Source organism: Candidatus Cloacimonadota bacterium, from assembly GCA_020532085.1.
Classification (GTDB): Bacteria; Cloacimonadota; Cloacimonadia; order Cloacimonadales; family Cloacimonadaceae; genus Syntrophosphaera.
The window spans coordinates 1-19,437 of the sequence record JAJBAV010000004.1 but is presented as its reverse complement, the minus strand read 5'-3'; the positions used below and the strand labels follow the sequence as shown (position 1 = coordinate 19,437).

The 19,437-nt window shown below is 58.9% G+C and carries 8 protein-coding genes; 2 read left to right on the top strand and 6 right to left on the bottom strand.

Annotated elements, in window-relative coordinates; genetic code table 11:
- Positions 1–90: 90 nt before the first annotated feature.
- The 5 genes from LHW45_01930 to LHW45_01910 form a co-directional block, all read right to left on the bottom strand.
- A complete protein-coding gene (locus tag LHW45_01930; protein ID MCB5284337.1) occupies positions 91–1,011 on the bottom strand; it encodes a 3-phosphoglycerate dehydrogenase in 921 nt (306 codons plus the stop codon).
- A 71-nt stretch (positions 1,012–1,082) separates the two neighbouring features.
- The gene (locus LHW45_01925; protein MCB5284336.1) at positions 1,083–4,697 is read right to left on the bottom strand and encodes a C25 family cysteine peptidase; all 3,615 of its coding nucleotides are present in this window, start codon (positions 4,695–4,697) and stop codon (positions 1,083–1,085) included.
- A gap of 252 nt (positions 4,698–4,949) precedes the next feature.
- Positions 4,950–7,211 (bottom strand): hypothetical protein, encoded by a 2,262-nt coding sequence (locus LHW45_01920; protein ID MCB5284335.1) that lies wholly within the window; start codon positions 7,209–7,211, stop codon positions 4,950–4,952.
- Between the two features lie 255 nt (positions 7,212–7,466).
- The gene (locus LHW45_01915; protein ID MCB5284334.1) at positions 7,467–13,634 is read right to left on the bottom strand and encodes a carboxypeptidase regulatory-like domain-containing protein; all 6,168 of its coding nucleotides are present in this window, start codon (positions 13,632–13,634) and stop codon (positions 7,467–7,469) included.
- Between the two features lie 348 nt (positions 13,635–13,982).
- A complete protein-coding gene (locus LHW45_01910) occupies positions 13,983–16,439 on the bottom strand; it encodes an endonuclease (protein ID MCB5284333.1) in 2,457 nt (818 codons plus the stop codon).
- A 312-nt stretch (positions 16,440–16,751) separates the two neighbouring features.
- On the opposite strand from LHW45_01910, the gene LHW45_01905 reads away from it, so the two are divergent.
- Both LHW45_01905 and LHW45_01900 read left to right on the top strand, forming a co-directional pair.
- The gene (locus LHW45_01905; GenBank protein MCB5284332.1) at positions 16,752–17,084 is read left to right on the top strand and encodes a hypothetical protein; all 333 of its coding nucleotides are present in this window, start codon (positions 16,752–16,754) and stop codon (positions 17,082–17,084) included.
- Between the two features lie 166 nt (positions 17,085–17,250).
- Entirely contained in the window at positions 17,251–18,279 is a 1,029-nt protein-coding gene (locus LHW45_01900) for a reverse transcriptase family protein (protein MCB5284331.1), read from the top strand.
- A 577-nt stretch (positions 18,280–18,856) separates the two neighbouring features.
- Here LHW45_01900 and LHW45_01895 read toward each other — a convergent pair.
- Positions 18,857–19,045: a hypothetical protein gene (locus LHW45_01895; GenBank protein ID MCB5284330.1), complete on the bottom strand. Its 189-nt coding sequence runs from the start codon at positions 19,043–19,045 to the stop codon at positions 18,857–18,859.
- Between the last annotated feature and the right edge of the window lie 392 nt (positions 19,046–19,437).

Below are 19,437 nucleotides of genomic sequence, written 5' to 3'. Positions count from 1 at the left end.
TCACCCGGAAGCAGCTGATCCCCAGCAAAAACCCCCGGCCAAAAACCGGGGGTTATTGTTTGCGCCACGAACCGGGGTACGGGGGCGTAATTAATTCACCTTGTAGGTCTTGTCACCTTTTTCAAAGAAGGCGATGATCTGTTTGGCGGCGGCCACGCCGGCGTTGACGTTGGCCTCTCCGGTCTGGGCGCCCATTTTCTTGGGGGTCCAGTAACTGCGGTCGGCATAAAGTTCGGCCAGCTGGGCGGAGCATTCGGGCTCGACGTCGCTCACGTAGCGGAATTTCTTTTTCTCTTCAAAGGCCTTCAGCAGGGCATCCTCGTCGATCACTTCTTTGCGCGCGGTGTTCACCAGGATGCAGTGGTCCTTCATCAGGGAAAGCAGGTCCCAGTTGATGGATTTCTTGGTCTCGGCGGTGGCGGGAATGTGCAGGGAGATGAAGTCGCCGGTGCTGAAGATGTCCTCCACCTTGTGCAGGGCGGTCACGCCTTCCTTGGTCATGATCTCGGAGCTGAGGTAGGGATCGTAGGCGAAAACTTCCATGCCGACGCCTTTGGCCATCTTGGCCAGGTAGCGGGCGACGAAGCCGAAACCGTAGAGCACCAGCTTTTTACCGGCCAGTTCACTTCCGCTTTTGCCGTTAAATTTGCCCCGCGCCATAAAGATCATCATGGCCAGGGCCAGTTCGGCCACGGCGTTGGAATTCTGGCCGGGGGTGTTCATGGCCACAACGTTGTGGGCGGTGGCGGCGGCGAGGTCGATATTGTCGTATCCGGCGCCGGCGCGCACCACGATCTTGAGCTGAGGGGCGGCCGCGAAAACGGCTTCGTCCACCTTGTCGCTGCGAATGATGAGGGCTTCGGCAGCAGTCGCGGCAGTGTGGAGGTCTTGGGGATCGGTGTAGTTTTCCAGCCAAACGTGGGGATAACCGGCGGCGTCCAACTCGGCCTTGATCTTTTGCACGGCTTCGGCGGCGAAGGGTTTTTCCGTGGCGATCAGTACTTTGGGCATTTTGGGTCTCCTTGTGTTTATTTATTTTTTATTCGTATTCTGTTTATCGTTGTTTTGGCATCAAGTCTTTTTCATTTTAGCAGCAGCATGCGCCGGGTGAGTGAGGCTGCGCGGGTTTGCAGGCGATAGAAATACAAACCGCTGGCCACGGCGTTGCCGCTGGCGTCGCGTCCGTCCCAAAGCACGCTGTGATCGCCTTTGGCAAGCTGGCCGGAGCTGAGTTCGCGCACCAGCTGGCCCTTGAGGTTGAACACGGCCAGGCGGGCTTCGCTTTCCTGCGCGATCTGGAAACTGATGGTGGTGCTGGGATTGAAGGGATTGGGATAGTTTTGCGCCAGCTTGTTCGTTAAAGCAGGCACCGCGGGGTCGGAATTCGGCAGATAGCAGGCCGCGGCGTGGCTGCCCTGGCGTTTGAGGGAACCGCGGTAGGTGGCCCAGGGCAGGCAGCCTCCGGCGGCGCGGCGTAGATTCATCACCAGCACTCCGGTGGAGTAACCGCTCACCAGCTTTAGCATGCCGTCGTTGTCCAGATCGCAGATGGTGCCGGGGGTGGTGCCGTTGAAGGAAGTGATGAAGGGGAAGCCGTCCAGGCTGGATCCGTCGGGGTTGTAGGCATAGACGGAGTTGATGTTGCTGGAGACGAGGATCTCCGGGGCGGGATCGTCATCCAGGTTCGCGATCAGGGGCGGGGTGTTGCAGACAGCGCCAACGTTCAGGGGAAATCCGCTCAGGTAGTCGCCGTTCTGGTCCACCGCGCAGAGGATCCCGCTGATGGTCACAAAAACGATCTCCAGTTCCTCGTCACCGTTGAGGTCCGCCAACACAGGGCTGGAAGCCATCGCGGCCGGGATCCCCTTGCTCACCAGGATCTCTCCGGTGGGCGCAACCAGAAGCAGCCGGGTGTTTGTTCCCAGCGCGATCCTGCCGTTGTCCAGAACGGTCGGCGCGCCAGTGATGGAGCCGTTGGTGGCCACGGGAAATCCTGGTTTGGGAGAGCCCGTGCCGTCCAGAACGTGCAGGTTGCCATCGGTGGTGCCGGCGATGATCTCCATCACGCAGTCGCCATCGAGGTCTGCCGCCGCTATCTCTGTGAAGTAGGCGGAACCGAGGTTCACGGGAAATCCCGCCACTGGGCTGCCGTCGGGGTTGATGGCATGCAGATCGCCGTTGAGGGCGTGCGCCAGCACCTTGTCCGTGCCGGAAGCGTCGAGGGTGGCGATCACCGGGCTGAACAGCAGCTGGCTGCCGGCGTCGTAATCAAAGACCGGAACGCCGGCCAAAGTGGAGGCCAGAACGCGTCCTGCGCGGCTGGTGTAAACGATTTCGGAAGCGCCGTCGCCGGTGATGTCGCCCATGGCGGCGCTGCGCATGATCTCCTGTTGCGGCGGGGTGAACCAGCCGCCGAAATCGTCGCCCAAGTTGTTGATGTAATAGGCCCGGCCCTGCACGTCCAGATACATGATGTCGGGGCTGCCGTCGCGGTTGAAATCGTGCACCATGGGCGCGGATTTGGTTTGGATCTGGCAATCCCAGGGGTAGCGGTTGTCCACCATGGTGATCTCGAAGCTGATGTCAAATTTGCGCTGGCCGGTGCTGAGATTGGTGGCCGGATGCACCGAATCCAGCGCCAGCTGCATCTGGTAGATGCCGTAGCTGATGTCGGGGTCAAGCTGTACGCGGATGAAAAAATGGTCTGGGCTGGTCTGTCCGGGCAGGATCTGCGGGATGGTCTGGGTGCCGTTCAGCAACTCCACTCCTGCCGGAGCGTTTTGCAGGGTCACGCTCACGTTGTAGGCTGTCGCCCAGTCCTGATGGTTGCGGATCACGGGGTGGATGCGCAGGATCTCGCCGGGGTTGATGCTGCCGTCGCCGTCGCCTTCGATGTCGGAGATGCTGTAGTCCTCCAAAGTAAGCAGCGGCAGGGAGGGATCGGGATATTTGAGCTCGATGGAGGGATCGCCGAACAGCACCACCTCGTAATAGCACCAGCGCATCACGTCGTTGCTGAGCGCGGCGTTCAGGTTCTGCAGACGGGAATAGCTGAGCGCCTGGCCGAAGCGGGTGTTCAGGGTTTCATAGAGGCCGATGAAATACTCGCGGTCATAGAACTGCGAAGCGCCGTTGATGCTGCCCGGGGCGTACCAGCCGTAGCGCGTGTTGCCGATGAAGGCGAAAACCCCGCCGTCTGTGGTGGACATATGCTCGGCGATGGATTCGCCGTCGCCGCTGGTGCGCTGGTCAAAAGCGGCGGGATAGCAACCCTGGGTGTAGAGGAATCCATATTCCGTGTTCTCCAGCTGTTCAATGGTGTTGTTGCCCTGCCCCAGTAAAAAGGTCTCGTTGGCGTGGCCCATGTGGTTCATCACGTGAGCGCCCTGGTTGATGGCATGCCAGACGCCCTGATCGCTGTAGGTGCCATCGCGCTGGTACATGGTGCGCAGGAAATAACTTTCCGGGATATGGTTGGCCACGTCGTCCTTGTAATCACCGCCCCAGGTGAGGGGGTTGTTGTTCAGGTTTTCGCCGAACATCACGGCGATGTTGTTGCTGAAAGTGTTGTAGTTAACGTAGTATTGGGTCTTGCGGATGATGTTGGCAAATTCCTCCGCCGTTTCGGCCGGAAAACGTCCGATGTGCACTTCCGGCAGCATGTCGACGTTGTCTGTAGTTTCGCCCCAGATGTTGTCTCCGTCGGCGTTCCAGGTTCCATCCAGATTGCTGAAATAGATGTCGGTGGGCATTCTGGCGTCCACCGTGTTGCCAACCTGGCCGTAGCAGCCGCGTTCGGGCACGATCTCATCGTCACCGCCCAGGATCACGTATTCCAAAGGCGTGGCGGTGGTGGACCAGGTTTGGTAGGCATCGCTGATGAAGTTGCGCAGCTTCTCCGCGTTGTCCTCTCCGGGATAGGCGGCGTAGATGTCCGCGGTGCTGAACAGGCCGGTGCTCACGCTCTGGGCGTCGCGCCACTGGATGTAGTTGGCGAAGTTCGCGGCGCTGGCGGCGCTGGTGATGATGATCATCTTTTTGGGCACGCTGAGGTCGATCAACCGGCTCTGGGGAGCGTGGTCGCGGTAGCTGTAGGAACTTTGATAGCTGCCCGCGGCCTCGGGATTCAGGACAAACTCCTGCAGATCGGCGCTGCCCCGGGCGGGGGCGAAAAAGTTGGCCGCGGAGCGTGCCTTGGCTGCGTCAAAGGTGGTCTCGATCTCGATCTGGACCTGGGAACTGGCCAGGACCTGTTTCTTCACGGGATTGTATTTGTAAGGGTAGATGTTGATCACGGCGATCTGATAGCCGCGCATGGATTGGGTGCCCAGATAGCTGAAATCCTCGCTGGGCCAGGCTTTATCTGCGTTCCAGATCGCGGGGTCCGGCTGGGTGGTGTCGGGCTGGGGTTGCGAGGTCTTCTGCTGCGCGTGAACGAAACCGGGCTCGGCCTTTTCGCTTTGCAGCTGTGGTTCGGCCAGGCTCACACTAACGTTCAGCACTTTTTCGCCGAAGGGCAGCAGCACCCGCACCGGCAGATAGTTCAGCGCCGGCACGCCGGGTTCCAGCATGGGCGCGGTCTCAACACCACGGGTGGATCCGGTCCACGCGGCAGGGTCAACATCCAGGTTCAGGCTCAGCCCGAAGGCCAGCCCGCAAAGGGCCAAAAGCCCTGTCAGTAAAAGCGTTCTTTTCATGTCTGTCATCCTTGGGTCACATTAATTACAACATTTTGGCAATAAAAGCCATTAACTGACGAGAGCCGGGAAACGTCAAGCACTTTTTCGCCGGAATTAGCGCAACCAAGTTGGAGACAAGCGTAAACCTCTTGGGAAAAGGCATGCAGGGTTACGCCAAACCGGCTGGTGATTCGCAGAGGCAAACGCATTGGCAACCGGTGATCTGACCGCCAATACATGCTGGATACTGAAGCTTTCAGAGCGTTCCGGTCAGTTCAGATCCCTCCGCAGCAACTCCAGCGCTTGCTCCAGTTCCGGATCCCGCCCGGCCATGATGTCGTCCAAAGTCTTTTCCACAAACACATCCGGGACTATCCCCACGCCGCTGAACCTGCCTCCGTCGCCCTGGCGCACCAGCATGCCTGTCCAGATCACTTCCAGATCGCCGGGCAATTCTGAGTAGATCACGTTGCCGTTAGCTCCGGCGGTGGGCTGTCCCACAAGGGTGGCCAGGTGGTTGTGTTTCAGCACGGCCAGGTACATCTCGCAGTAACTTTGGCTGTTACGGCTGCTTAGGGCCACGACCCTGGCCCCGATATGCGGTTCCGCGGGCTCCAAACCCCAGGTGGGCACGCCTTCCCCCAGGCGGGGCAGTTCTTCCCCCGGACGGATGTATCTCTTTATCAGGCAATTGTATAATGAATCCCGCTGCGTGAGCAGCTGCGTGAGCAAGCCCAGCTGGATCCCGGGGTAGAGGCGCAGGTCCAGGATGAGGCCCTTAGCCTGCAGCAATTCAGGCATCCTTTCCTGCAACTCATCTTCCGTGATGGCATTGGTGTTCACGTAGAGGATGCTGTCCGGATACTGCACAAACTTTTCTTCCGGCACAAAATACTGCAGCATGCCGGCAGAGCTCAAAGGTGTGGCCCGCTCGATCGTTTCACCGGCGGGGGTCACAAAGCCGAAGGTGGCCAGGGAATCGCGGTAGCTTCTAAGATAGTTACCGAACAGCCTCAGATCGGTGGTGGCCGGATTGGAGAGGGTGTAATGGGGTCGGTTTGACCGCATCAGCCGGCTGAAATCCTCTCCGTTCAGGTGGGTGACCCGTGAGCCCAGCGGAATGTCCAGATCTTCGTCCAAAACCTTGTCCACCACCCAGTTGCCGTGCAGTGGCCAAACTCCGAAGCCTGGCATTTTGCGGCTGTCTTCCGCGTCGACCAGGTAGGCGTGTCCATCCCGGGTTTGGGACATCAGCAGCCGCAAGGCCAGCTTATATTCCGCGAAATCCCGGCAGCGCAGCACCCGGGCCAGGCAGCGCTCAAGTTCTTTGTTCCAATCGCAGAGATGGTACTCGAAGTAGGGGTAGAAGAAGTTGAGTTCGTTCCAGTAGCGGATGATCCCAGCCAGCCAGGTCCCGGGATCGGCCCGGTCCTTCAGGTCCACCCCGGCGTATTTCCCTTTCAATGCCTCCAGTCCTTCTGGATCCGGCATGGGATAAGTGTGATGCTGATCGCAGGAGAGGATCAGCGGAAAACTGCAGCGCAGCCCCGGCGCCAGGTCCTTTTCCAGCCTTTCGCCGGGAGCAGGTTCCTCCGGGAAGATCCGGTCGATGCAGCCAAGCGTGAAGGCCCCCTCCGATACTGATCTGCGGATCGCCAGCAGCTTTTGGCCCTCCACTTCCTCCACCAGCACGTCCATGTTCTGGCCTATGCCACCGTTTTCATAGGCGAGGTTCACACTGAATCCCGCCGGCATGGCTCCGGCCTCGTCACGCGTGAAATCGCTGAAGAAGATCTCCCGCCAGTCCTCATCCCTCCAGCTTTCCAGGCGCAGATGTTCCAGCCATAGGCAGCCCTCGGTGCTGAAAGCCAGCCACAACCTGGCATCCGTGTTCCCGAGGATATCCAGTTCGTAGCTGCGGTCGCTCCAGTCCGCTCCGCGCAGAGAATCTCCCTCGCTGATGTCCCCGCATCCCAGATAGAAAAGCACGGGCAGAGTGTCCGCCACCGCCTGGCGGAAGCGGAAGGATACCCGGATCCTGGCATCCGTCGCGCTGTTCAGCGCCACCTGCGGTTGCAGGCTGCCCCAAGAGTAAGGATTGTCAGGATCCTTGATGATCCTGTGAGGGCGGTTGGTCCGCACCGATCTGTAGATGGAAGGTCCCTGAACGTTGTTGTAGCCCTCATATTGCCAGAACGCGCTCATCATTCCAGGCAGCGGATGCAGCGCCGGGAGTTCCGGCTTGCTGTCGGTCCAGAGCGCCAGGCCGGGAACCATGGGACTGAACAACTGCGTGAGCATCTGCCGCAGCTCTTCGAGGTCTTTGGCGTTCCTCACTTGGGCGGAGCCGTACACCGAAAAGCGGTCCCAATCGATTTCCTGAACTTCATCCGCGGGACAGAAATGCTTGGCGTAGCCCCAAAGTTTGGTAAACGCGGTCAGATTTCTCACCTGCAGGCTGTCGGGAGCTTCCCAGGCGAAACAGAGGCTCGCGGCGAGGCACAAAAAAACCAGCCAGAATGATCTTAACATGATCTCTACTCCTTGGTTCCGGCGGCAACGGACCGAATGTTTGGCGAAACTGACTCTGCCGTCCGTTGCAGGGAAATCAACCCTTCGCGCAAAGTCAAGCGATTTATTGTGACCAATATGATAAAGTTTGCCATTCTGCGTTATTATGCTCAGATATTTCTCCTTGAGCGGCGTTTTCCCGGAAAACCAGCGCCAATCAAAAAAACCCCGGAGCGGGGGACCGTTCCGGGGTTGGGATCTTATCGATCTGACGAATTACTTCATCAGGATCATCTTTTTGGTGCTGCTGTAGGTTCCGGCGAACATCTTGTAGAAATAGACGCCGCTGGAGACAGGCAGGTTGTTGTTGTCGCGGCCGTTCCAGGTGGCGGAGTGGTTTCCGCTGGCCTTGCTTTCGTTCACGAGGGTCTTCACCAGCTGGCCCTTGACGTTGTAGATCCCGATGGTTACGGGAGTGGCTTCCTTCACGCTGTAGCGGATGGTGGTCTCCGGATTGAAGGGGTTCGGGAAGTTGCCGTGCAGCTCGGTGGCCACCACAGGCACGCCCGGATCTTCATTCGCGGTGCCGCCCATCACGAGCACGTCATCCACAAAGAAGATGAAGGCGTCGTTGGAGAGGCACTGGATGCCCACATACACGTTGCCGGGATAGCCGGCCAGCGAGTAGGTGTACTCGGTCCAGTCGATCGGGGCGGAGATGTAGTTGGTACCGCTGATGATGGTGAAGTTGTTGGGATTGGTATCCGTGCCCACGCCCACCTTGAAGCGCTCGAGGCCATAGTCGTCCGTGTAGGAGCGGGCCCAGAACTTGATCTCGGCGGGGTTGCTGAGCACGGGGGTGATCAGCCAGTCGTTGTTGGGAGGCGTGGTGCTGGCGAAGCAGGCAGCCTGTTTGAGGCCTCCGTGGGGTTCGGCGTCGGTGACCGCGGGGGTGGTGGCGCTGGGCACGAAGATCATGTAGGCCATCGCCGCGTAGGCGTTTGGCCAGGTGATCCCGGTCATGCCGTAGGTGGTGCTCATGTCCACGTCCACCAAGGTCCAGGGCGCGAAGGCCAGGGCGAAGTTGTCGTAGCTTTCGAAGCCATCCACCAGCAGTTCAGAGCTTTCCTCCAGCTGGAAGTTCACGGTGGTGGTTTGTCCCACCACAACGATCACTCCGCTCTGGGTGCCGGGGGCGTAGCCGGGTGCCGAGGCCGTCACGTCGTGCGTTCCGGCTTCCACCTGCATGCTGTAGGCGCCGGAGGCGTTGGTGGTGGCGGTGGCGGTGCCGCAGGTGACCGTGGCGCCCATGATGGGGGCGTTGGTGGTGGTGCGGACGATACCGGCGATGGTGCCGATCTGGGTGATCATGTCCAGCGGGTTGGAGAAGGCGGGCACCGACATCGCGTTGCCGGTGTAAACGGCCTTCACGGCCCACTTGTAGGTTCCGTCCGGAAGGTCGTTCCAGCCGTTGTCCGTGAAGGCAGTGGCGGTGATGGCATCGGTGGTCAGGGTGATCCAGGAAGCTTCGTTGCTTTCCTGGCCCTGCTGCAGACGCCAGACCTTGTAGCCGTTGAGGACGCGGTTGCCGGGATCGGCCGGCTTGCCGGCGCTGAGCGCCTTGCCGGGCACGGTATGGGTAACCGGGCGCGGGCTGTCGGTCTTGAGGCTGAAGAGGCCGGCATTGACGGGATGGCCGGAGGTGGTGGCCACCACCGGTGAGAGCAGGGGAGCGACGTCGGGATAGGAATAGCCCACGTAGCCCTGGATGCTCCAGTTGTAGTTGAGAGTGGCGGACAGGGCCAGCAGGGTGGTCCAGGCGCCGCTGTTGTAGATCATGTTGCCGAAGCCGTCGAGGGCGGGGCCGGGATCGCAGCCGGCGGGATAAAGGCCGCTGGTGTGGACCACGTTGTAGCCAAACCAGAGTTCCTCGCTGCCGGTGATGCCGACGGGATTGTTGAAGTTCACCGTCATCCAGGCGTCGTAGGTGTCAACCGTGACCGGCTGGCTGGCGGCTTCCACCGCGGGGGCGGTGGCGTCTCCGCCGGTCCAGGCCTTGAGGGTGTAGGTGGCGGCATCGCCGGGCCAGAATTTGATGGCCTGGAGGCTCATGCCGGCGTAGTCTTGCAGCGCGGTGGCCGGGAAGCGGATGGCCACGCTGAAGTCGCCGCCGCTGGTGAGGCCGATGCTGTTGTTGGCATCCACGGTGGAGTATTGGATCCATTCACCTCCGGCGGTGCCGGGCTCGCTCCAGGTCACGTTCACGGCAGGACCGGCCACAGCCGCGGTCACGCCTCCGGGCGGGAGGGTGATCTCGGTGAGCACGAAGTTCTGGGTGGTGGTCTGGGTGCCCACGATGTTCACACCGGTGATGGTGGAGGACTGGTAGCCCTGCTTGGCGCAGGTCACGTCGTAGGTGCCCTGATAGGCCAGGAAGGCGTAGCTGCCGTCGGGGCCTGAGGTTCCGTTGTAATCTCCGGCGGTGATGGTGGCCCCGGCGATGGGAACGTTGGTGCCGAATTCGGTCACGGTTCCGCTCAGGGTGCCCATCATGCCTTTGTGGATCTCGTTGGAGAAGGCCGCGGCGGAGAGCACGTCATTGGTGTAAACGGCCTTCACGGCGAACTTGTAGACTCCGGAGGGCAGCGGGGCCCAGGCGGTGTCCACAAAGGTGGTGTCGGTGATGGCGGTGGGGGTCAGCGGGGTCCACAGCGTCTCGTTGCCTTCGTTGGCTGCCAGCAAACGCCAGACCTTGTAACCGGTGAGGACGCGGTCATTGCGGACATGGTTTTGGGGGACGGCGCTGGATGACTGCGAACGCTTGGCTTTCAGAGCCGTGCCTTCGGTTTCGGAAAGGCCGGTGGCGATGCTGGGAACCACTGCCTGGACGTAGGTTTCAGTCCTGGTTTGAGGCGGTCCCACATACACGTCGTCGATGTACCAGCCGGCATAGGAAACAACGGAGGTGGCATACCATTCAAAGCCGATCTCCACATTTGCCTGGTTGCCATAGGCACTGAGGTCAACGGTGAGTTCCTGCCAGGGAATGAATTCAGCCGCGCTGCTGGCGCCCCAGACAGTGGTGCCGTTGACGGTGATCAAGCCGTAATCCCAGGTGTTGTAGCCGTCCATGTAGTGCCACAGGCTGAGGACGGGATTGCTGATCCCCGAGAGGTTGAATGTCTTTCTCAGATAGGACCAGGCAGCGCAATTGCTGTATCCGCCTTCAAGCACCGTGCCCCACATGCCGGTTCCGCTGTAGGCGGTGGGAGGTGGTGTGTCGGCATAAGTGTCAATATCGGTGTAATTGGTCACATCGTAGTCATCGTCCCATTCCCAGTCGCCAAAACCGCTGGAAACCCAGCCGCCGTCGTTCATTTCGAAGTCGTCGTAGGGCGGCGCGGCCACGGGGCTGTGCCAGATCAGGTCAACCTGGGTCTGGGCAATGTTTTCGGTGGCCACCACCTGGGAAGGCGGGAAGGCGATCTCAGGCAGGATCAGGGTGCCCATGTCGTAGGCTGTAGCGCCCACGGTGATGGAGCCGGTCAGGTTTTGGTAACCTTCCTTTACTATCACGTAATTGTAGGTGTTGCCGGAGAGGACGCCCGGGATGGTGAAATGCCCGGTGGCGTCGGTGGTGGCGGAATAATCCATGATCCCGGTGAGGGATACGGTGGCTTCGGCCAGTCCCACTGTGGGCTGGTCGCTGCCGACCACGAATCCGGTCACGTTCACCGAGGAGGAGGGCGTGAGCACGAAGTTCAGGGTGGTGGTCTCATCCACCACCAGGGTCACCGGCAGGGTAAGGCTTTCAAAGCCCAACTTGCTGGCGGTCACGTTATAGGTGCCGGGCTCAACATAGGGGAAGTTGTAGTTGCCCAGGACGTCTGTAACTGTGGCGTGGGTGGTGCCGGCGATCACAACAGCCGCGTCGGCGACGGGGTTGCCGGCGGAGCTCACATTTCCTTCCAGCTCGGCCATTCCGACCACATTCAGGCTCATGCGGATGTTCGCCCGGTTCACTGAGGTGGTGCCGGTGGCGGAGGAACCCGCGTCTGCGCTGTCGCTCTGATAGCGCAGGCAGGTGTTGGTGCCGGTGGTGGGGGTGTAATAGACCGAGGCGTTCTGGGTATAGGCGCCCGGGATCAGGGTGGTCACGATGTCCACCAGCAGGTTCTGGTTGCCGTTCCAGAAGAAGGGGGTGCTGAGGGTGTGCACGTTCCAGCCGGCAACGGGTACGAAATCGTTTTGGAACCAGACCTGGCTGTAGTCGCCCACCTCGAAGGTGGTGGTGAGAACGGCCTGGTCGGTGTGCTTCAGCTTGATGGTGTAGTTCGGCATCGGCGAGCAGTTGTTGGGGTTCGCCACGTTGAAGCTGAGCGCGGTGATCAGTCCCGGAGCGCCGCCGGCTGCCAGAATTTCCGCCGCGGTGTAGAGGTACTGCTGGTGGAAGTTCTTGTAATAGGTACCGTATGGCGTGGGTGAGCCGGAGGTGGTGTTGGTGCTGGTGCCGTCGCCGATCCCGACGATGGTGGCGCCGGCCGGCTGTACACTCACGGTCAGGTTCGGGCTCTGGTCGTTGGCGGGGTTGATGTCGCCGGTGAGGAATACCTTGGCGTAGAGCTGCACCTCACCTTGAACGGTGGGGGTCCAGGTCAGCGGAATGTCGATGGTCGTGCCCGGGGCTACATTTACGCCGGGGGTCGTGGCCAGTTCAACGTTAGCGCCGTCGAACAGTTTCACGGTGTAGGTATCCTGCGCGGCCGTGCCCCAGTTTTGGACCACAGCGATGTAGGTGGTGGCATCGCCAACCGAAGGGGTGGTGCTGCCGACGAGGGCGTAGCAGCCCAGGTCATCGGCGCCGATCTGCTCGAAGCTGATGTCGTCGATGTAGTGCGAGCGACCGGTTCCACCCAAACCGTGTTTGAAGGCGATGTGAGTGCCGGTGCCGGCATAGGTGGTCATGTCGTAGATGTATTCCGTGAGGGTGGTGGTCATGGTGAGGGCGTGCACTTCGGTGTAGGTGCTGGCGTCCGTGGGATCGCTGAGCACACCCAGCGAAAGCGGATAGTTGGCTCCGCTGGAGCGGGCCCAGAACTTCACCCGGACCGCGTTGACCGGCAGGGTGGCGGCCAAAGGCGGCCCCACCAGCAGCAGCGTGGCATCCGCGTCGGAAGGATTGTAGAGGCGCGCGGTGTTGGGCTGGCTGTGGGCGTAGGTGGTGGAAGCGTAGGTGCCCACGAACGCGGTGGTGGAGGTGGATTGGATGATGTTGGTCCAGTCGAAGGGCAGCGCCGGAGCGGTCACCAGGTCCCAGTTCTGGGTGTAGGGCAGCACGTCGATCTCGGGATCGCCGTGGGTGGTGAAGCTCCAGATGGGGCAGTTGCTGGCGTCACCGAATCCATTGTAGGGAACCACCTTCCAGTAGTAGGTGGTGTCCAGGTTCAGGTCCGGGGTCGGATCGTAGCTGTTCACCGCGCCCAGGTCCTGGTTGTTCACGATGTTGGTGGCCGCGGGATCGGTTCCAAGGAAGAACCTGTAGCCGTTGGGCAGGCCGCCGCCGCTCATCCAATTCAGGGTGGCCGTGGGGCTCACCAGGATGGCGCCGTCAGCCGGGGAAACCAGGTTGGCGGGGTTCGGAGGCTGATCGGCCACCGGGAAGTTGAAATTGAAAGTGAGGCCGTTGGCGGGATAGTTCACGTCGTTGAGGATCACATACTCGGTGTTGGCCGTGGCGGCGGTGGTGTTATCCCAGGCGCCGTCACCCTGGCGGGCGTTGAAGTCCGCCACGTCCGGGCCTCTGAGGCCCACCTGCATGTTGCCGGCGGTGGCGTTGGAAACCACCTGTCCGTAAACGATCTGGACGTTGTTGCTGGTCTCGTGGAGCCGGATCTGGAAGTTGATCTGATCGCCGGTTCCGCTGGTTCCGTATTTCTTGTAGTTGGCAAACTGGACCACGCAGACGCGGTTTGGCGCCGTGCCGATGGTCTCCAGCCGCAGCGAGGCCCCCGCCTGGGCCTGCAGATCGCGGGCCATGCCGGCGATCCGGTTGTAGAGGACCGGCGGATCGATGGCGGTGGTGGAGGAAAGTGGTGTGTAGCCTGAGGTGGAGGCTATGTTCACCGATGGCGTCAGGCCGGATTGTCCCAAGGATATCCAGCCGTTGTTGTTGATCGCCAGGCGGTCGAACACGGCCCCGTTGAAAGTGAAGTTGAAACCTATGTCCAGCCCCGGGCCGGTGAGCACGGTTCCTCCGGCGGGAGTGGCGGGATCAACGAAACGTTGGTCGTCGCTGGTCTCGGTGCCGAGGAGCAGGCCTCCGGTGATGGGCTCATAGGTCCCGGTTGTGGTGCTGAAGGAGTATTCATAGGTTTGCGCGAAGGCGCTGAACACTCCCAGGGCGAAAATTGCCAGGAGCACTGGCAAGACGATCCGTCTGTTCATACGATCATCTCCTTTTTCCCTTTGTTTTGGTGTTATGGTTGATCATCTCATCTATTGCGGCAACCCCGCCGGAGTTCCCGGCTTGCGGACTGCCGATTACATAACTAAAACACACAGTTAGCACAAAGGACCAAGTAAATGTACGGCCAAATTTTTGTAAAGCTATTTTTTGCCCTCCGTGCTCCGCTCCCAATATCAATACGGTATCAATACGGAATCATTGCGGATGAAATCCGTATTGATTCCGTATTGATACCGTATTGATATTGGGAGCCAGTCCGGATCCGGATAAATCCCGGGTCTCCTCCAAAACTCCCGCAAGCCTCGTCCGGAAAGGTATTGGCCGGATTACTTGACCAGCATGGCTTTGCGGGAAAAAGTTCCTTCGGGGGTGCTCATTCTGAAGAAATACAATCCCGTGGGGCAGGGGGAACCGCCGGAGTCCGCTCCGTCCCACTGGATCTGATGTCTGCCGGCAGCAAGTTCGCCCAGGTCAAAAACCTTCACCAACCTTCCCCTCAGATCATACACATTGATGCTCACCAGGCCGCCGCGGGCCAGGCTGAAAGGCAGGCTGGCCTGAGGATTGAAGGGATTGGGGTAGATGGGGTCGAGCGAGGTGGCCAGAGGGATCGTGGGAGTGGAATCCTGGCCTTGGCTGTAAGCTATCGAGACCGGGCCGTGCCAGGCGCTGGAGCCGTCCAGATCGACGTTTTGCAGCCAGTACCAATAGGTTCCTTCCGCGTCCAGACCGGTGTCGGTGAAGATGTAGCTCTGTTGCTGGGAGGTGTTGGTGGCCGCGATCAGCGGGCTGGCCAGAACGGCGTTTTCCGGATCGTCATTACAGCCGCGGAACACGTAGTAGCCCAGCACTCCCGTTTCGGAATGGGTTACCCAGAGCAGATTGACATAGTTGTCCGCGGAGATGGTGGCGGTGAAGCCGGCCAGTTCCACGGGCAGGGGATCTTCGTGATTCACTGCAAGAAAGGGCGAATACATGGAGTAATCGTCTTCAAAGAAGGAGCGCAGCCGGAAATAGTAGGTTCCGGCAGGGCCGAGCCCGGTTACATCATATTGGGTAACCAGATCCACGTCGAGGTTTTCGTAGCCGCTCACATTGATCAGGCTCAGGGTGTCCGAGACCACTTGCAGAAAGTAGCTGGTGGCATCAATGGGCGTGCTCCAGTGGGCGGTGAAGCTGTTTTGGGAGAGATTGTCGGCGTAGAGGGGACAGGGCGCCCAGATGCGGGTGGCAAAGTCAGGCCGGTCGATGAAGGGGTTGCGGTTGCCCTGGCGTTCCTCGATGCGGTCGTTGCGCCGGTCTTCCCATGTGTCCGGAGGGTCCTGAACGTGCCACTGCAGCAGGGTGGCCAGTTTTCCGTAAAGCGGCAGGTTCTGGCCCGCGTCGGTATAGACGTGGTCAACTATCTCGAGATCGACCGGGGTCCCGGTGTCATCGCCTTCGTAACGCACCGCCATGTACATGATGATGCGCGCGGTGTCGCCTTTGTCCTCATCGCGCGGCTCCCAGGTATCTGTTGTGGTATAGCATCCTGAGCCCAGCGAACCTCCTCCGGGCAGGCTGGTATCGATGTATTCAGAGCCGCCTTCCGCGAAGTCTTTGTTGCTTTTGGAGGAATTGACCGAGGAGTCGCAGGGCCTTAGATTGTGCAAGTCGGTGCCGGCAGGGGCGGTTTCGCCAAAATCGCCGTGGCTCTTGCTCCAGGTGTGCTCTTTGTCCCAAAAGCCGGGATAATCGGTTTTCGCATAAGTCCAGCCGGTGTAGAAAAGGATCACGTTGTCTGTGTTCAGAGGTTTTTCGTCGGTGTATTTGAGTTGGTCGGTGGTGTTGTAATAGACAAATTCGGTGGTGTGTTTTTCTTTCACCAAGGAATGCAGCAGTCCCTTCAGCGTTTCTCCGTAACCGCTTATGCTGCCATAGTAACCGCTGCCCGCGGCGCCAACCGTTCCGGATACGGCCAGATCAGCGTTGGAGGCTCCGGCGCTGCTGTGGACAATATTTCCACTGTAGGATCCTGCTGTCGTTCCGGTCAAACGTACCAAAACCTGTCCGTTGAAGTTGGAGGCCACGCTATAGGCTCCGGAATGGTAGCTGCTGCCGCCATCGGTGGAGATCTCGAAACCTACGGGGATGCTGATGCCGATGCCTTCTGTAAGGTTGCTGCCGGAAAGGCTGTAGGACTGAGTGGCGGAGGGAGTTCCCACCGGGGTTGAGAAAGCGCTCAGATTGCCGCTTGCATAGATGACCGGGCCGCTGCCGGTATGATCCGTGAGAGTGATGTCATCGATGTTCAACCTCTGGTTGCTGGCGCCGGTTTCCGTGGCCCGTTTGATCCTGATCCGCACGCCGCCGGAGGCGTTGACCGTGGCGGTAAAGGTCTGAACAACATCAGAAGCCGGAGCCGTGAAGCTGGATCCGATCTGGGTCCAGTTGCTGCCTTGGTTGGTGCTGTATTCCACCTTCCAATCCACCTGGGCGTCGGTGCCGTAGCGGCGGTACTGAAAAGAGATGGTGCCCAGCCCGTTGCTCTTGTCGGCCAGCATGGTCATGGAACTGGTCCCGTAACCACGCAATCTCGCTGAGCGCGCGCCGTTCTTGAAATCTGTATCTGAAGTGCCGATCAGCACTTCGGTCAGATCCCAGTTCAGGCCGCTGAGGTTGACGGTTCCGCTGGCATAGGCGGTTTTGGTTTCGCCCGTGCCTTCAAAATCGACAGTGTACTGGGCCCAGGCCAGGGCCGCGGACAGCAGGGCTATCGCGAATATCATCACTCTTTTGTGCATGAGTATTTTCCTTGTGGATAAATTGCCTCTGGCAGAATGCGAAGGGTCCGCTCCGAAGCGGAAAACAGCCTCTGGTCCCCAGCCGGAGAATGCGCCTGGATCTCTTGTTTCATCTGATCTCCTGACGGTGGCTGGCGTGATGCGTAAATGTATAATGGGTCAATATTTCCAGGAAGTCAAATTTGTCAAGCGCGAAGACAAGAAGGACACCGAAAAAAACGTTGACAAGAAACTGCCGATACACTTCTTGAATCCAGAGATAAGCAGAGGCGACATAGCCATTAGGCGGGTTGCCAGGTTAGGCGGTTAGATATGCAAGATTGCGAGGTCCAGTTTTATCTGCTTGGCTTTGCCAGCCGGGGGATGTCTCCGCGCCAGCTTGAGCGCTGGGGTCTTGATCAGCAGGCTCTACGCTCTAATCTTGAACAATTGCTGGCTCGTGATCTGCTCCGGAAAAACGGTGGATCTTATCGGCTGAGTTCTGCTGGCATCATCGAATTGCGGAAGCTGGCCAGGAAACTGGGCAAAAGAGGAAGCTCATTTTTGCTGCCCGCCCTCGAAAACGGCCGCAGCAACAGATTGGCCGAAGAGCCCGTCTATGTTCCGCTCACGCGGAGAAGGAAATTTTGGTACGGACGCGGTTGAGTTTTCAGCGCAACCGTGTGCAAACGCGGAGGAATGATGAGTCATCATTTCCGGAAGGACCCCATTACGTGCTGCCATGGCAGCGTCTGTGCGCTGCGCTTACTAGACGCTGCCATGGGATACAAAACATGAGTGATGCGAGACCGCGTCCGTCCACTTTGATACCATGAACTGGTCAGAATACGAAGCTGCCATCCGCCGCGCCTGCCGTGAGATTCACGGAATTCCGCCCGATAGAACGCGGCTGCTGCTGGAGCGCGCGCGCCGGCTCTACGACCAGGAACTGCCCGTTATCCTCGATCAGAAGAACCTTGCCTGGTTTCTCGGCTTTGACATCTCCTTGGTGATGTGCATTGCCAACCGCCCCCATAAGTATTACCGGTGTTTCCGGATCCCCAAGCGCAACGGTGGGTTCCGTGAACTTCACGAACCCCTGCCCACTCTCAAGGAAATGCAGCGCGTGATCCTCGACCTCATCCTGGCCCGCTTGCCCGTTGATCCAGCTGCCAAAGCTTATCAGCCAGGCTCGTCCGTGAAAGACAACGCCAATTTCCACACCCGCCAACCCCTCCTGCTCAAGCTGGATGTCAGCGATTTCTTCGGCTCTCTGCGCGAGTATCAGGTTTATCAGGTCTTTCATGGCGTCGGCTACCATCCCCAGGTGGCCACCTTGCTGGCCAAACTCACCTGCCTAAACGGTTCGCTGCCCCAGGGTGCGCCCACCAGTCCCACTCTCTCCAACCTCATCTTTCGTGAGGCCGATCAAAGGATCTTTCATTTTTGCCGTCAGGCCAACATCCGTTACACCCGCTATGCAGATGATTTAACTTTTTCCGGCGATTTCAAGCCCGGCTTGGTGATCAGACGCGTTGCCTCCGTGATCGAAACCCTGGGCCTAAGGCTCAATCCGGAAAAAAACCGGGTGATCCGTAGGCACCGCCGCCAGGAAGTTACGGGAGTGATGGTGAACAACGGCCTCCGTGCGGCCCGGTCCAGGCGCATGCACCTCAGACAGCAGCTGTATTACCTCAGCCGCTTCGGGCTGGCGGACCAGGCTGCCAAACACGGCACCAAAACTCATTTATGGATCAACCACCTGCTCGGCTTGGCTGGTTACATTCGCTTTCTGGATCCCTCCGACAGGGAGGCAGCCCGGGCCATTGCCATGCTGAAAACCCTCAGGGGGAGTACATAGATGATATGAAGTGAACGTTGACCCACAGAAGTGGTTATTGCATCTACAGCGATTCGAGGTAATTAATGGAGGTATTATGTCTTTGGTACAGAGAAAGTGTGGGCATTGTATCAACGGATTTGTTATGACCGGTTATGGTCGGAAACCTTGCATGTACTGCAAGGGGACAGGTTATATCTACATTGAAGAAAACGACAACTCTGGCGACTCATCGAACAGGCAAAGTTACAAATCAGGCTCAGACAGGGATTTTGAATCATCCTGTCTGGGGCAGATCGTTACCTTTTTCAAATGGCTCTTCATTGTGTTTGGATCAATTTTTCTTGTTAGCTATTTGTTCAAGATTATCGGTGGAGGATGATTTTACGAAGTTAACTGCCTGTTTGCCATAAGTCCATACTTGTTGCGTTTCAGTTTAGACAAACTGGTATCTGTTTCCTCCTTGTAGAAGGCAATGTAATGGGCCCACACCGAAGTGCAGGCCCCGATTTATCATTCCAGGGAGGGGGTTTTAACCCCTGTGGCCCCGGAATCCATCACGTGTTACTGTCCTTGCGCCTCTTGCGCAGTTTGCGTTTCACACACGCGGCGAGATTTCGACAACGTTCTTGAAACCCAGGCGGTTGAAGACCAGTTCCAGCATCAGCAGGATGATCAGTTCAAAGAACGCCTGTTCATCTTCTTCTTTGATGATGGGGATGTCCACCAGGTTGTTCACCTTGGTGGCCAGTTCCCGGGCAAGTTCTTTCAGCAGGTTCTCGTTCACTTGTCCCTCCTTTGTTTTATTTTTTCCCTACGGATTCAACTGATTAAACGGATTATACGGATTCAAGCATCCCCCACCCCCGCCACCACCTCAAACCTCTCTCTGTCCCTCTGTTTTTATCCTTGTGCCTCGAGATGAATCTCGGACACCCAACAAGCTGAAGCTTATGGTACATAACTCTGTCCCTCTGTCCCTCTGTTTTCAAAAACCCCTCTTTTTCTGACCCCATTTTCCCTTTTTCCGCGCTTTTCCGCGACGAATTAAAGAAGGGGCCGGTCTCCCAGCCCCCTCATCCCTCCGGTTAGTAGGCTTCGGTGAGGTCGTCGTAGGTGCCGACCTTGTCCAGGTAGCCGTTGTCGATGGCGTTTTTCACGGTGCTCACGCTGGCGCCG